A 14,750-nucleotide genomic window follows, 5' to 3' on the forward strand; every position below is an offset into this window, starting at 1 on the left:
TGACGTCACTCCGGCAGCGTCACGAAGTCGATCAACTCCTCTACCCTGCCCAGCAGTTGGGGCTCCAGATCCTTGTAGCTGCGGACCTTCGACAGAATGTGCTGCCAGGCCGCCCCGGTGTTCTCCGGCCACCCCAGCGCCCGGCACACCCCCGTCTTCCAGTCCTGCCCCCTCGGCACCACCGGCCAGGCGTCGATCCCCACCGAGGACGGCTTCACCGCCTCCCACACGTCGATGTACGGGTGCCCCACCACCAGCACATGGTCACCGGTCACCTGCGCCGCGATCCGGGACTCCTTGGAGCCGGGCACCAGATGGTCCACCAGCACCCCGAGCCGGGCATCCGGCCCCGGACCGAACTCCCCGACGATCGCCGGAAGGTCGTCGATGCCCTCCAGGTACTCCACGACCACGCCCTCGATGCGCAGGTCGTCGCCCCACACCCGCTCCACCAGCTCCGCGTCGTGCCGGCCCTCCACATAGATCCGCCCGGCCCGCGCCACCCGGGCCCGCGCGCCGGGCACCGCCACCGAACCGGAGGCCGTACGCGTGGGACGCACCGGGCCGCCGGGGCCCGGGCGCACCAGCGTGACGACCTTGCCCTCCAGCAGGAAGCCGCGCGGCTCCATCGGGAACACCCGGTGCTTGCCGAACCGGTCCTCCAGGGTCACCGTCGGCCCCTGGGCCGTCTTCTCGCAGCGGATCACCGCCCCGCAGAAGCCGGTGGCGACCTCCTCCACGACCAGATCGGGTTCGGCGGGCACCTCGGGCACGGGGGCGGACCGCTTCCACGGCGGGGTCAGGTCCGGCTGGTAACTACGCATGGCCCGACGATAATCGGCCCGCCGCCGTGAAGAACCTCACGCCGCCACGAAGATCCTCAGGCCGTCGCGGCGACCCTCACGCCGTCGCGAACCGCTCCGTCAGCGCCGCCCGTTGCTTCCGGACGAACGCCGCGTCCACCACCGCCCCGTGCCCGGGCACGTACAGCGCGTCCTCGCCGCCCAGCTCCAGCAGCCGGTCCAGCGCGGCCGGCCAGCGTCCGGGGACCGCGTCCGGGCCCGCCTGCGGCTCGCCCGACTCCTCGACCAGATCGCCGCAGAGCACCACCGGAGGCTCGCCGTCCGAGCCCGGCACCAGCGCCGCGAGGTCATGGCCGCTGTGGGCGGGGCCCAGATCGGCCAGCAGCACCCGGCGGCCGCCGCCCAGATCGAGCGTCCGCTCGCCGCGCACCTCCTCGTGCGGGACCACCAGCGTGTCCGCCGACCGGGCCGCCTCGTCCTCGGGGACGCCGTGGCGCACGGCCGACGCGTACAGCCCCTGCTCCCCGTCCCGCAGCAGCGCGGCGAGCCCCGCCGAGCCGTACACCCGGACCCCGGCGAACGCCGCCGTGCCCAGCACATGATCGAAATGGGGGTGGCTCAGTGCGATATGCGTCACCCTGCGGCCGAGCAGAGCCTCCGCCTGCCGCCGCAGCTCGACGCCCTCGCGCAGCGTCGAGCCCGTGTCGTACAGCAGGGCCCCCTCCGCACCGGCGACCAGCGCGACGGTGGCGTCCCAGCCCGGGAGCCGCCGCCGGCCCACACCGTTGCCCAACCGCTCCCACCCGAAGTCTTCCCAAGCGACGTCCATACCAGGACGCTATCGGCAACGACCTGCGCGGTCCCGTGGGAGGGTGGCCGGTCGCCCTTGCCCAGGCCCCACCCCACCCCCGTACACTGACGACGGGATTGCTGGCACTCGTACGCACCGAGTGCCAGACAGACACCGGAGACATACAGCTGGAGGTGTGCGCGATGCTCAGCGAACGCAGACTCGAAGTGCTGCGCGCCATCGTCCAGGACTACGTCGGCACCGAGGAGCCCGTCGGCTCCAAGGCGCTGACCGAGCGGCACCGGCTGGGGGTCTCCCCGGCCACCGTCCGCAACGACATGGCGGTGCTGGAGGACGAGGGCTTCATCGCCCAGCCGCACACGAGCGCGGGGCGCATCCCCACCGACAAGGGGTACCGCCTCTTCGTCGACAAGCTCGCGGGCGTCAAGCCGCTGTCCTCGCCCGAGCGCCGGGCCATCCAGAACTTCCTCGACGGCGCGGTCGACCTCGACGACGTGGTCGGCCGGACGGTGCGGCTGCTCGCGCAGCTGACCCGGCAGGTCGCCGTCGTGCAGTATCCCTCGCTGACCCGCTCGACGGTGCGGCACGTGGAGCTGCTCTCGCTCGCCCCCGCCCGGCTGATGCTCGTCCTGATCACGGACACCGGCCGGGTCGAACAGCGTATGATCGACTGCCCTGCGCCGTTCGGCGAGGCATCGCTCGCGGATCTGCGGGCCCGGCTCAACAGCCGGGTCGTCGGACGCCGCTTCGCGGATGTCCCGCGGCTGGTGCAGGAGCTGCCGGAATCCTTCGACAGCGAGGACCGGGGGACGGTTTCCACGGTTCTTTCCACCCTCCTCGAAACCCTGGTCGAGGAGACGGAGGAGCGGCTGATGATCGGCGGCACCTCCAACCTCACCCGCTTCGGACACGACTTCCCGGTGATGATCCGGCCGGTGCTGGAAGCACTGGAGGAGCAGGTCGTCCTGCTGAAGCTGCTCGGTGAGGCCACGGACTCCGGCATGACCGTACGGATCGGGCACGAGAACGCCCACGAGGGGCTCAACTCCACGTCCGTCGTCGCGGTCGGCTACGGTTCGGGCGACGAGGCAGTCGCCAAACTCGGCGTGGTCGGACCGACCCGCATGGACTACCCCGGAACGATGGGAGCGGTACGCGCAGTGGCACGTTACGTCGGACAGATCCTGGCGGAGTCGTAAGTGGCCACGGACTACTACGCCGTACTCGGCGTGCGCCGCGACGCATCTCAGGACGAGATCAAGAAGGCATTCCGTCGGCTCGCCCGCGAGCTGCACCCGGATGTCAACCCGGACCCGAAGACCCAGGAGCGGTTCAAGGAGATCAACGCCGCTTACGAGGTGCTCTCGGACCCGCAGAAGAAGCAGGTCTACGACCTCGGCGGCGACCCGCTCTCCGCGAACGGCGGGGGCGGCGGCGGTGCGGGCGGTTTCGGAGCCGGCGGCTTCGGCAACTTCTCCGACATCATGGACGCCTTCTTCGGCAACGCCGCGCAGCGCGGGCCCCGTTCGCGGACCCGGCGCGGCCAGGACGCCATGATCCGCCTGGAGATCGACCTCAACGAGGCGGCCTTCGGCACCACCAAGGACATCCAGGTCGACACGGCCGTCGTCTGCACCACGTGCAGCGGCGAGGGCGCGGCCCCCGGCACCTCCGCCCAGACCTGTGACATGTGCCGCGGACGCGGCGAGGTCTCGCAGGTCACCCGGTCCTTCCTGGGCCAGGTCATGACCTCGCGCCCCTGCCCGCAGTGCCAGGGCTTCGGCACGGTCGTGCCCACCCCGTGCCCGGAGTGCGCCGGCGACGGCCGCATCCGCTCGCGGCGCACGCTCACGGTCAAGATCCCCGCGGGCGTCGACAACGGCACCCGGATCCAGCTCGCCGGAGAGGGCGAGGTCGGCCCCGGCGGCGGCCCGCCCGGCGACCTGTACGTGGAGATCCACGAGCTGCCGCACTCCGTCTTCCAGCGGCGCGGCGACGATCTGCACTGCACGGTCACCATCCCCATGACGGCCGCGGCCCTCGGCACCAAGTGCCCGCTGGAGACGCTGGACGGCCTGGAGGAGATCGACATCCGGCCCGGCACCCAGTCCGGCCAGTCCGTCCCGCTGCACGGACGCGGGATCACGCATCTGCGCGGCGGTGGCCGGGGCGACCTGATCGTGCACGTCGAGGTGATCACCCCGTCCAAGCTCGACCCCGAGCAGGAGCGGCTGCTGCGGGAGCTGGCCAAGCTGCGCGGCGAGGAACGGCCCCTGGGTCAATTCCAGCCAGGTCAGCAGGGCCTCTTCTCCCGTCTGAAGGACGCGTTCAACGGCCGCTGAACCGCTTTTGGCCTTTCACCGCACCGCCCGCCGGTTCTCCACCGGCGGGCGGTGCGGCGTTCGGCGGGAGAACCGGTCAGGCCGTCGGCTGGCTGATTCGGCCCCGTGCACGGGACGTGGCACGATGCGCTCATGTCCTCCGAGTTGACCGATCTCTGCCGGTATCCGATCGTGCAGGCCCCCATGGCGGGCGGCGCGTCCGGACCCCAGCTCGCCGCGGCCGTCGCCGAAGCCGGCGGGCTCGGATTCCTGGCCGCCGGGTACAAAACGGCGGACGGGATGTACAACGAGATCAAACAGCTCCGCCGGCTCACCGCCGGCCCGTTCGGCGTCAACCTCTTCATGCCGCAGCCCGCACTCGCCGACCCCAGCGCCGTCGACGTCTACCGCCACCAGCTCGCCGGCGAGGCCGCCTGGTACGAGACCCCGCTCGGCGACCCGGACAGCAGCGGCGACGACGGCTACGAGGCGAAGGTCGCGATCCTCCTGGACGATCCGGTGCCGGTCGTCTCCTTCACCTTCGGCTGCCCCACCCGCGACACCCTGGACGCCTTCGCCCGCGCGGGGACGCACACCATCGTCACGGTCACCTCCGCCGAGGAGGCCCAGAGCGCCCAGTGGGCGGGCGCCGACACCGTCTGCGTCCAGGGCGTCGAGGCGGGCGGCCACCAGTCCACCCACCGCGACGACCCGCAGCTCGACCAGACCGGCACCGGACTGCTCTCCCTCCTCGCCCAGGTCCGCGAGACCGTCCAGGTCCCGATCGTCGCCGCCGGCGGCCTGATGCGCGGCTCCCAGATCGCCGCCGTCCTCGCGGCGGGCGCGGACGCCGCCCAGCTCGGCACCGCCTTCCTGGTCTGCCCCGAGTCGGGCGCGCACCTGCTGCACAAGCAGGCCCTGACCAACCCCCTGTTCGTCCGCACCGAACTGACCCGTGCCTTCTCCGGGCGGCCCGCCCGCGGCCTGGTCAACCGCTTCATCCGCGAACACGGACCGTACGCCCCCGCCGCCTACCCCCAGGTCCACTACGTCACCAGCGGGCTGCGTCAGGCCGCCGCCAAGGCCGGGGACGCCCAGGGCATGGCCCTGTGGGCCGGACAGGGCCACCGGATGGCCCGCGAACTGCCCGCGGGCGAGCTGATCGAACTGCTCGCCGCCGAACTGGAGGCCGCCCGGGCGGCCCTGAGCATGAGGAGCCCCCGGTGACCGCACCGGTCTTCGTCGTCGAACGGATGCCCACCGGAACGGAGTTCGTCCTGGAAGGACCCGAAGGACGGCACGCCGTCTCCGTCAAGCGGCTCCAGCCCGGTGAGGACGTCGTCCTCACCGACGGACTCGGCCACTGGACGGAGGGCGTGGTCCGCGCCGCCGAGGGCAAGGACCGGCTGACGGTCACCTTCCACGCAGGCGTGGCGGAGGAACCGGAGCCCACCCCCCGGATCACCGTCGTCCAGGCCCTCCCCAAGGGCGACCGGGGCGAGCTGGCCGTCGAGACGATGACCGAGACCGGCGTCGACGCGATCGTGCCCTGGCAGGCCGCCCGCTGCATCACCCAGTGGAAGGGCGACCGGGGCGCGAAGGCCCTGGCGAAGTGGCGCAGTACGGCCCGGGAGGCGGGCAAGCAGTCCCGTCGGGTGCGCTTCCCCGAGGTGGCCGAGGCCATGACGACCAAGCAGGTCGCGGCCCTGCTCGCCGGAGCCGACTTCGCGGGCGTCCTGCATGAGGACCGCGACCACGACAGCACTCCGCTCGCCACCGCCGACCTCCCGGCCGAGGGCTCGATCGTGCTCGTCGTCGGCCCCGAGGGCGGTGTCTCCCCGCAGGAACTGACCACCTTCGCCGAGGCGGGCGCCCGCCCCTACCGGCTCGGCCGCAGTGTGCTGCGTACGTCAACGGCGGGCACGGCGGCGACGGCGTTGCTGCTGGGGCGCACGGGGCGCTGGGGCTGACCACGGCCCGGCGTCGTACCGGACGCCGGGGTCGTACGGGGTGCAGGGGCTGGACGGAGGCCGGGTCCGGGCCGAACGCCGCCCGGCCGCCCGGCACGAAGGCTTAGCATGAGCCGTACTGATCATCAGCGAGCGAGGAGGCCCGGCGTCATGGCGGGAGAGCCGCAGTCCGACTGCCTGTTCTGCAAGATCGTCTCGGGGGACATCCCGGCGACCATCGTCCGCGAGAGCGCGACCACTGTCGCCTTCCGCGACATCAATCCGCAGGCCCCGACCCACGTCCTGGTCATCCCCAAGGTCCACTACCCGGACGCCGCCTCCCTCGCCGCCGCCGAACCGCAGATCGCCGCCGACGTGCTGACCGAGGCCGGAGCGGTCGCCGCCTACGAGAAGATCGACTCCACCGGCTACCGGGTCATCTTCAACACCGGCTCCGGCGCCGGCCAGACGGTGTTCCACGCGCACGCCCACGTCCTGGGCGGCCGCGGCCTCCAGTGGCCCCCCGGATAACCCTTCCCGTAAAGCACAGCGCAGGAGCGTTTCCCCATGTCCGTACGCGAGCTGGTGGTGCTCGGCACCGCCAGCCAGGTCCCCACCCGGCACCGCAACCACAACGGCTATCTGCTGCGCTGGGACGGCGAGGGCATCCTCTTCGACCCCGGTGAGGGCACCCAGCGCCAGATGCTGCGGGCCGGGGTCGCCGCGCACGACATCCACCGGCTCTGTGTCACCCACTTCCACGGCGACCACTCCCTCGGGCTCGCCGGGGTGATCCAGCGCATCAACCTGGACCAGGTGCCGCACCCGATCACCGCCCACTACCCGGCGAGCGGGCAGCACTTCTTCGACCGGCTGCGGTACGCCACGGCCTACCGCGAGACCGTCGAGTTGGCCCAGGTCCCGGTCGCCGGGGACGGCGGAATCCTCGCCGCCACCCCCGCGTACACCCTGGACAGCAGGAAGCTCTCGCACCCCGTCGAGTCGTACGGCTACCGCCTCACCGAGCCCGACACCCGCCGCATGCTGCCCGCCCTCCTCAAGGAGCACGGCATCGCCGGACCGGACGTGGGCCGCCTCCAGCGCGAGGGCTCCCTCGGCGGCGTCACCCTGGAGCAGGTCTCGGAGCACCGGCGCGGGCAGCGGTTCGCGTTCGTCATGGACACCCGCCTCTGCGACGGGGTGTACGCGCTCGCCGATGGCTGCGACATGCTCGTCATCGAGTCGACCTTCCTCGACGAGGACGAGAAACTCGCTGTCGACCACGGCCACCTGACCGCCGGACAGGCCGCCCGGGTCGCGAAGGAGGCGGGCGTCCGCCACCTCGTGCTGACCCACTTCTCCCAGCGCTACAGCGACCCGGAGCTCTTCGAGACCCAGGCACGCGCCGCCGGGTTCGACGGCGAACTCACCGTCGCCCAGGACCTGATCCGCGTCCCGGTACCCACCCGGCACCACTGACCCCACCAGCACCACCCCTGGAAATCCCCACCCCCCGTTTGCGAGACACCGTGCACCTCCCCAAAGCAGAACTCCACCTCCACATCGAAGGCACCCTCGAACCCGAACTGGCCTTCGCCCTCGCGGAACGCAACGGGGTGACCCTGCCGTACGCCACCACCGACGAGCTGCGCGCCGCCTACGAGTTCGACGACCTCCAGTCCTTCCTGGACCTCTACTACGCGCTGATGGCCGTCCTGCGCACCGAGGACGACTTCGCCGAACTCGCCGACGCCTACCTCGCCCGCGCCGCCGCCCAGGGCGTCCGGCACGCGGAGATCTTCTTCGACCCGCAGGCCCACACCGCCCGGGGCGTCCCCATCGGCACGGTCATCGAAGGGCTCGGCCGCGCCCTGGAGCGCAGCGAGGAGACCCACGGCGTCTCCACCCAGCTCATCCTGTGCTTCCTGCGCGACCTGTCCGCCGAATCGGCCCTCGGCACCCTCGACGCCGCCAAGCCGTACCTCCACCGGATCAGCGCCATCGGCCTGGACTCCGCCGAGGTCGGCCACCCGCCCGCCAAGTTCCGCGAGGTGTACGAGGCGGCCACCGCGCTCGGCCTGCGCAAGGTGGCCCACGCGGGGGAGGAGGGCCCGCCGGAGTACATCCGGGAGGCCCTGGACATCCTCGGTGTCGAGCGCATCGACCACGGGCTGCGCTGCATGGAGGACCCGGAGCTGGTGGCGCGCCTGGTCGCGGACCGGGTGCCGCTGACGCTCTGCCCGCTCTCCAACGTACGGCTGCGCACGGTCGACAAGCTCGCCGACCACCCGCTGCCCGCGATGCTGGCCGCCGGACTCCACTGCACCGTCAACTCCGACGACCCCGCCTACTTCGGCGGATACGCCGGAGACAACTTCGACGCCGTACGGGACGCGCTCGCCCTGGACCCGGAGCAGCTGCGCACCCTGGCCCGCAACTCCTTCGAGGCGGCCTTCCTCGACCACGACGAGGAGCGCCGGGCGCGCTACCTGTCCGAGGTCGAGGCGTACGCGTTCGACTGACCGGAACCGCCGTCCGGACCGGCCGTCCGGATCGCGCTGCGCACCAGCCGCCTGCGCCGTACGCGGAGTTCCGTGACGGCCTGCTCCGGCGAACCGAGCTTCGGTACCGCGCCGGACAGGCCGCCGCCGGTGGTGGCGGCGAGCAGAGCGGCCGGGGCGCCACCGCGACGCCGCACCGAACCGGGCACCAGCGGACGGCCACCGGTGTGCAGCGCCACGGCGGTCACCGGCGCGGCGACCAGCAGGGTGGCCGCCCCCAGGATCAGCCCCATCGCCGGATAACCGGCCTCCTCGGAGAGCACGCTCCCCAGCAGCGGCCCGCAGGCCACCCCCACCGAGGAGGCCGAGCCCGCCAGCACCGCCCAGCGGCCGCGTACGTCCAGGGAGGCGGCCAGACCGATCAGGTAGGACAGGACCACCGGGTAGACGGTGTTCCACAGGATCTCGCCGGTCGCGAACGAGCCGAGATCCCGGGCCGACGAGCTGAGCACGATGCTCGCCGCGATGACCACGGTCCCGAGCCCGATCGGCACCGCCCGGCCGAGCCGCGCGCCGAGCAGCCCGGCGCCCGTCACCCCGAGCAGCCCCGCACCGAGCGCGGCGGCGAACACCGCGCCGACGGTGACCTCGGACAGCCCCGCCTGGTCGAGGCCGATGCGGCTGCTCACGCCCCACAGCGCGTTCTGCGCCATGGACCAGACGAGCATGCCGCCCGCCAGGACGAGCCCGGAGCGGCGGTGCGGCAGCCGGCCGGTGACCGGCGAGGCGGTCTCCTCCGCCGTCCGTACGCCGTCGAGCCGGGCGGTCGCGGGCCAGACGAGCAGGGCGACCAGGGCGATCGCGGCGAACGGAAGCCGGTGGCCGCCGCCGAGATGAGGGATCGTCAGGTAGAGGACGCCCGCCGTGGCGGAGACGGTGAGCAGGCCGAGCGAGGACGTCCGGTGCGGGTCGCGCCGGGCGGCGATCCCGGACGCCGCGACGGCCGTCGCCGTGCCCGAGCCGAAGCCGCCGACCATCACACCGAGCACCACCAGCGGTACGGACCCGGCGAGCGCGGCACAGCCGTAACCGACGGCGGCCAGCACCAGTCCGGCGCGGGCGGGGGTACGGGCCCCGAACCGCTCGACCTGGCCCGCCAGGGCGAAGCCGGCACCGGCCGAGCTGAGGAGCAGGGCGCTGCCGACCAGTCCGGCCTGAGCGGGACTCAGCCCGAGATGGGCGCTGAGCCGGCCGACGACGGTGGGCAGCAGGTAGGAGGCGAGGTAACCGGCGGTGAACACGGCCACCAGGGGCCACGCGGCACCAGGGCGCGAGGACATGGGCGTTCCTGAAGACATGCCTGAGCAGGCGGGGGGAGAGGAGGGGGTACTGCGAAAGGCGTGGGGTACCGCGAAAAGGCAAGGGGGAGGTAAGGCAGGGGGTACTGCGGGAAGGCATGGGGGTGCTGCGGAGGTATGGCGATATGCCAGGAGATTGCGGCTCTCGTCGGACAACGTCCCCGAAGGTGCTCGCGGGGCAATTTGTATCAAGCGCCTCCGGCTCCCCGAAAGTCGCCCTGATGTGATCTGGGTCACTTATGCGTTTATGCAGTCGAACCCCGGGTATTAGCGCATGTTTATGCAGGTCAGGCGTGCTGCGAACACATGGGCGCGGACACTGCGTTCCCCTCCGCGGATCGGGCAGACTGGCCGCACCTCACACGGTCCGGATCCCGCCGCGATCCGCCGCACGACCCCGGGAGCGCACGGTGAGCACAGACACTCCGGGCATCGACCCGCTGGAGGCGCTGCGCGCCCCGCGCGACCCCGCCTGCGACGTCTTCCTGACGGGCCCGGTCTTCCTCGACATCATCTTCACGGGGCTCGACAGCGCCCCCGTGCGCGGCACCGAGTCCTGGGCCCGGGGGATGGGCTCCAGCCCCGGCGGCGTCGCCAACATGGCCACCGCGCTCGCCCGCCTCGGCCTGCGCACCTCCCTCGCCGCCGCCTTCGGGGACGACCACTACGGGGAGTACTGCTGGGACGCCCTGGAGCAGGGCGAGGGCATCGACCTGTCGATGTCGCACACCGTCCCCGGCTGGCACTCCCCGGTCACCGTCTCCATGGCGTACGAGGGCGAGCGCACGATGGTCTCGCACGGCCACGAGGCCCCTGCCCCCGCCGGAACCGGAACCGCGACGGCGGCCACCGGAACCGGAACCTCCACCGGAACCTCCGCCCCGGTCTTCCCGCAGTGCCCCCCGCGCGCCCGCGCCGCCGTCGCCTCGCTCACCCCGGGCCGGAGCGAGCCCTGGGTGGCCACCGCGGCCCGCGACGGTGCGCTGATCTTCGGCGACGTCGGCTGGGACGAGACCGGCCGCTGGGACCTGGACGCCCTGCCCGACCTGGCGCACTGCGAGGCGTTCCTGCCCAACGCGGAGGAGGCGATGCGCTACACCCGTACCGACTGCCCCCGCGCCGCCGCGCACGCGCTCGCCGAACGCGTCCCGCTCGCCGTGGTCACCCTGGGCGCGGAGGGCGCGTACGCCGTGGACGGGCGCACGGGCGCAGCCGCTGCGGTGCCCGCCATCGAGGTGGAGGCGCTCGACCCGACCGGTGCGGGGGATGTCTTCGTGGCCGGTTTCGTGACCGGCACCCTCGCCGACTGGCCGCTCGCCGACCGGCTCGCCTTCGCCGGGCTCACCGCCGCGCTCTCGGTCCAGGAGTTCGGCGGCTCGCTCTCCGCCCCCGGCTGGGCCGAGATCGCCGCCTGGTGGCAGCTGATCCGCACCTGCGACCGCCAGGACCCGGCCGCCCTGGAGCGCTACGCCTTCCTGGACGACCTGCTGCCCGCCACGGCCCGCGCCTGGCCGCTGCGGCGCGCCGTGCCCACGATCGGCTTCCGCCAGTGAGCGGGCGGCGGCCGACCGCACACGGCGGTGCCGGGCGGGTCGCACACGGGGCGCCGGGCCGGGTCGCACACACGGCCGGTAAAACCCCTCGGTGTTGTCACTGCCAGGTCGTAGGCTTGGTAACCCAGAGGTTGTCGAGCAGCGAGAACCCTGCAACGGGAGGTATGCGCAGGCCATAGGGCCGGCCCATGACTCAGTCACCCACACAGCCGCAGGCGCGTGCCCAGATCAGGATCCCGGCCGCACACCCCATGGTGATGCTCCTCGGATCGGGCGACTCGCTGTTGCGCGTGATCGAAGAGGCTTTCCCGGCGGCCGACATCCATGTCCGGGGCAACGAGATCAGTGCCACGGGCGAGGCCGCCGACGTCGCTCTCATCCAACGCCTGTTCGACGAGATGATGCTCGTGCTCCGCACCGGAGCGCCGATGACGGAGGACGCAGTGGAACGGTCGATCGCCATGCTCAGGGCGGCCGGCAACGGACAGGGAGACCCCCAGGGCGAGACGCCCGCCGAGGTGCTCACGCAGAACATCCTCTCCAACCGCGGCCGCACCATCCGCCCCAAGACGCTCAACCAGAAGCGGTACGTGGACGCGATCGACGAGCACACGATCGTGTTCGGCATCGGCCCCGCCGGTACGGGTAAGACCTACCTCGCCATGGCCAAGGCGGTCCAGGCGCTCCAGTCCAAGCAGGTCAGCCGGATCATCCTGACCCGCCCCGCGGTCGAGGCGGGGGAGCGGCTCGGCTTCCTGCCGGGCACCCTGTTCGACAAGATCGACCCGTATCTGCGTCCGCTCTACGACGCGCTGCACGACATGCTCGACCCCGACTCGATCCCGCGGCTGATGGCGGCGGGCACGATCGAGGTCGCACCGCTGGCGTACATGCGTGGTCGCACGCTGAACGACGCCTTCATCATCCTGGACGAGGCGCAGAACACCAGCGCCGAGCAGATGAAGATGTTCCTCACCCGCCTCGGCTTCGACTCCAAGATCGTCATCACCGGTGACATCACTCAGGTCGACCTGCCGAGCGGCACCAAGAGCGGGCTGCGGCAGGTGCAGGAGATCCTGGAGGGTGTGGAGGACGTGCACTTCTCCCGCCTCACCTCGCAGGATGTCGTCCGGCACAAGCTCGTCGGCCGTATCGTCGACGCGTACGAGAAGTACGACAGCCGAAACGGTCAGCAGGACGGTCGGGCGGAAGGCCGCCAGGACGGCCGGCGCGACCGCCGAAAAGGGAAGTAGCCGCAGCGCACCATGTCGATCGACGTCAACAACGAGTCCGGAACCGAGGTCGACGAGCAGGCGATCCTCGACATCGCCCGCTACGCACTGGCCCGGATGCGGATCCACCCGCTGTCCGAGCTCTCGGTGATCGTGGTGGACACCGACGCCATGGAGCAGCTGCACATCCAGTGGATGGACCTTCCCGGTCCGACCGATGTCATGTCCTTCCCGATGGACGAGCTGCGGCCGCCGGCGAAGGACGACGAGGAGCCCCCGCAGGGGCTCCTCGGTGACATCGTGCTCTGCCCGGAGGTCGCGAAGAAGCAGGGCGAAGAGGCCCCGACGCAGCACTCCATGGACGAGGAGCTCCAGCTCCTGACCGTCCACGGGGTGCTGCATCTGCTGGGGTACGACCACGAGGAGCCGGACGAGAAGGCCGAGATGTTCGGCCTTCAGGCCGCCATCGTGGACGGCTGGCGCGGGGAGCACGGGCTCACCGGCGCGTCCCCCGCCCCCACCGTCTCGTGAGCACCCCGCTGATCGTCGGCGCCGTCCTGCTGGTCATGGTCGGCTGGCTGGCCGCCTGCGCCGAGGCGGGCATCGCCCGTACGTCGAGTTTCCGGGCGGACGAAGCCGTCCGGTCCGGGCGGCGCGGCAGTGCGAAGCTCGCGCAGATCGCCGCCGATCCGACCCGCTATCTCAACGTCGCCCTGCTGGTGCGGGTCGCCTGCGAGATGTCGGCCGGGGTCCTCGTCACGTACGTCTGCCTCCAGGAGTTCCCCGAGACCTGGGAGGCGCTGGCCGTCGCCATGGGCGTGATGGTCCTCGTCTCCTACGTCGCCATCGGCGTCTCCCCGCGCACCATCGGCCGCCAGCACCCGCTGAACACGGCCACGGCCTCGGCGTACGTCCTGCTGCCGCTGGCCAGGATCATGGGCCCGATCCCGCAGCTGCTGATCCTCGTCGGCAACGCGCTCACCCCCGGCAAGGGGTTCCGCAAGGGCCCGTTCGCCAGTGAGGCCGAGCTGCGCGCGATGGTCGACCTCGCCGAGGCGGAGTCGCTGATCGAGGACGACGAGCGCCGCATGGTGCACTCCGTCTTCGAGCTGGGCGACACCCTGGTCCGCGAGGTCATGGTGCCGCGCACCGACCTCGTCTCCATCGAGCGCTACAAGACGATCCGCCAGGCCCTCACCCTCGCCCTGCGCTCCGGCTTCTCCCGGATACCGGTCACCGGCGAGAACGAGGACGACGTCGTCGGGATCGTCTATCTGAAGGACCTCGTCCGCAAGACGCACATCAACCGCGAGTCCGAGGCCGACCCCGTCTCCACCGCGATGCGCCCCGCCGCCTTCGTCCCCGACACCAAGAACGCCGGGGACCTGCTGCGTGAGATGCAGCAGGACCGCAGCCATGTCGCCGTCGTCATCGACGAGTACGGCGGCACCGCGGGCATCGTCACCATCGAGGACATCCTGGAGGAGATCGTCGGCGAGATCACCGACGAGTACGACCGGGAGCTGCCGCCCGTCCAGGAGCTGGAGAACGGCTGCTACCGGGTCACCGCCCGCCTCGACATCGGGGACCTCGGCGACCTCTTCGGGCTCGACGAGTACGACGACGAGGACGTGGAGACCGTCGGCGGACTGCTCGCCAAGGCGCTCGGCCGGGTCCCGATCGCCGGTGCCTCCGCCGTCGTCGAACTGCCGGACCGGCGCCGGCTCCGGCTCACCGCGGAGTCCCCGGCGGGCCGCCGGAACAAGATCGTCACGGTGCTCGTGGAGCCCGAGCACCAGGAACCCGAGGAGAAGGAAGCGGAATGACGCCGGAGCGGCTGAGGGCCTTCTGTCTGGAGTTCAACGCGAGCGTGGAGGAGTTCCCGTTCGGCCCGGAGACCTCGGTCTTCAAGGTGCTCGGCAAGATGTTCGCCCTCACCGCGCTGGACGCCCGCCCGCTCACGGTCAACCTCAAGTGCGACCCCGACGAGGCGATCCGGCTCCGCGAGACGCACACCGCGATCGTGCCCGGCTGGCACATGAGCAAGCGGCACTGGAACACGGTCACCGTCTCCGGCGTCCCGGACCGGCTGCTGCGCGAGATGATCGAGGACTCCTACGACCTGGTGGTCGCCGGACTCCCCAAAGCGGAACGACTCCGCCTGGACCGGCCGTAGGGGGCAGACGTACGAGGACGGGCCCGCTCCTCCCCCGTGGGGAGCG

Annotated in this window: 15 protein-coding genes; 12 read left to right on the plus strand and 3 right to left on the minus strand. The window is 71.8% G+C overall.

The window, feature by feature from the left end; all coding sequences use genetic code 11:
• Window positions 1-5: 5 nt before the first annotated feature.
• Window positions 6-824, minus strand: coding sequence for a DUF3097 domain-containing protein (locus A3Q37_RS17895; RefSeq protein WP_065485623.1), 819 nt, complete (start codon window positions 822-824; stop codon window positions 6-8).
• A 76-nt stretch (window positions 825-900) separates the two neighbouring features.
• A complete protein-coding gene (locus tag A3Q37_RS17900; RefSeq protein ID WP_065485624.1) occupies window positions 901-1,632 on the minus strand; it encodes an MBL fold metallo-hydrolase in 732 nt (243 codons plus the stop codon).
• A 164-nt stretch (window positions 1,633-1,796) separates the two neighbouring features.
• On the opposite strand from A3Q37_RS17900, the gene hrcA reads away from it, so the two are divergent.
• From hrcA to A3Q37_RS17935, 7 genes are all read left to right on the plus strand, one after another.
• Window positions 1,797-2,813 carry a heat-inducible transcriptional repressor HrcA gene (gene hrcA, locus A3Q37_RS17905; protein WP_006124340.1) on the plus strand — a complete coding sequence of 339 codons (1,017 nt, stop codon included), beginning with the start codon at window positions 1,797-1,799 and terminating at the stop codon, window positions 2,811-2,813.
• Window positions 2,814-3,956 carry a molecular chaperone DnaJ gene (gene dnaJ / locus A3Q37_RS17910; RefSeq protein WP_065485626.1) on the plus strand — a complete coding sequence of 381 codons (1,143 nt, stop codon included), beginning with the start codon at window positions 2,814-2,816 and terminating at the stop codon, window positions 3,954-3,956.
• A 132-nt stretch (window positions 3,957-4,088) separates the two neighbouring features.
• Window positions 4,089-5,162 carry a nitronate monooxygenase gene (locus A3Q37_RS17915; protein WP_065485627.1) on the plus strand — a complete coding sequence of 358 codons (1,074 nt, stop codon included), beginning with the start codon at window positions 4,089-4,091 and terminating at the stop codon, window positions 5,160-5,162.
• Window positions 5,159-5,905 carry a 16S rRNA (uracil(1498)-N(3))-methyltransferase gene (locus A3Q37_RS17920; protein ID WP_065485629.1) on the plus strand — a complete coding sequence of 249 codons (747 nt, stop codon included), beginning with the start codon at window positions 5,159-5,161 and terminating at the stop codon, window positions 5,903-5,905. The genes A3Q37_RS17915 and A3Q37_RS17920 overlap by 4 nt, the downstream gene beginning before the upstream one ends.
• Before the next feature lie 150 nt (window positions 5,906-6,055).
• On the plus strand, window positions 6,056-6,415 hold the full coding sequence (locus A3Q37_RS17925; RefSeq protein WP_065485631.1) for a histidine triad nucleotide-binding protein: 360 nt from the start codon (window positions 6,056-6,058) through the stop codon (window positions 6,413-6,415).
• 36 nt (window positions 6,416-6,451) lie between these two features.
• On the plus strand, window positions 6,452-7,363 hold the full coding sequence (locus A3Q37_RS17930) for a ribonuclease Z (protein ID WP_065485632.1): 912 nt from the start codon (window positions 6,452-6,454) through the stop codon (window positions 7,361-7,363).
• Between the two features lie 50 nt (window positions 7,364-7,413).
• Window positions 7,414-8,406: an adenosine deaminase gene (locus A3Q37_RS17935; protein ID WP_065485637.1), complete on the plus strand. Its 993-nt coding sequence runs from the start codon at window positions 7,414-7,416 to the stop codon at window positions 8,404-8,406.
• Here the strand turns inward: A3Q37_RS17935 and A3Q37_RS17940 are convergent.
• Window positions 8,370-9,725: an MFS transporter gene (locus A3Q37_RS17940; protein ID WP_065485638.1), complete on the minus strand. Its 1,356-nt coding sequence runs from the start codon at window positions 9,723-9,725 to the stop codon at window positions 8,370-8,372. The genes A3Q37_RS17935 and A3Q37_RS17940 overlap by 37 nt on opposite strands.
• 428 nt (window positions 9,726-10,153) lie before the next feature.
• On the opposite strand from A3Q37_RS17940, the gene A3Q37_RS17945 reads away from it, so the two are divergent.
• The 5 genes from A3Q37_RS17945 to A3Q37_RS17965 all read left to right on the plus strand — a co-directional run bounded on the left by A3Q37_RS17945 (window position 10,154) and on the right by A3Q37_RS17965 (window position 14,704).
• Window positions 10,154-11,296 (plus strand): carbohydrate kinase family protein, encoded by a 1,143-nt coding sequence (locus A3Q37_RS17945; RefSeq protein ID WP_065485641.1) that lies wholly within the window; start codon window positions 10,154-10,156, stop codon window positions 11,294-11,296.
• Between the two features lie 188 nt (window positions 11,297-11,484).
• Complete coding sequence (locus tag A3Q37_RS17950) at window positions 11,485-12,549, plus strand: PhoH family protein (protein WP_079134095.1); 1,065 nt, start codon at window positions 11,485-11,487, stop codon at window positions 12,547-12,549.
• A gap of 12 nt (window positions 12,550-12,561) precedes the next feature.
• Window positions 12,562-13,059, plus strand: a complete 498-nt coding sequence (ybeY, locus tag A3Q37_RS17955; RefSeq protein ID WP_003969265.1) for an rRNA maturation RNase YbeY — start codon at window positions 12,562-12,564, stop codon at window positions 13,057-13,059.
• Complete coding sequence (locus tag A3Q37_RS17960) at window positions 13,056-14,354, plus strand: hemolysin family protein (protein WP_065485645.1); 1,299 nt, start codon at window positions 13,056-13,058, stop codon at window positions 14,352-14,354. Before ybeY ends, A3Q37_RS17960 begins: the two co-directional genes overlap by 4 nt.
• Window positions 14,351-14,704: an MmcQ/YjbR family DNA-binding protein gene (locus tag A3Q37_RS17965; protein ID WP_006124328.1), complete on the plus strand. Its 354-nt coding sequence runs from the start codon at window positions 14,351-14,353 to the stop codon at window positions 14,702-14,704. Before A3Q37_RS17960 ends, A3Q37_RS17965 begins: the two co-directional genes overlap by 4 nt.
• Window positions 14,705-14,750: the final 46 nt, after the last annotated feature.

Source organism: Streptomyces sp. PTY087I2 (assembly GCF_001687325.1).
In the GTDB taxonomy this organism is placed as follows: domain Bacteria; phylum Actinomycetota; class Actinomycetes; order Streptomycetales; family Streptomycetaceae; genus Streptomyces.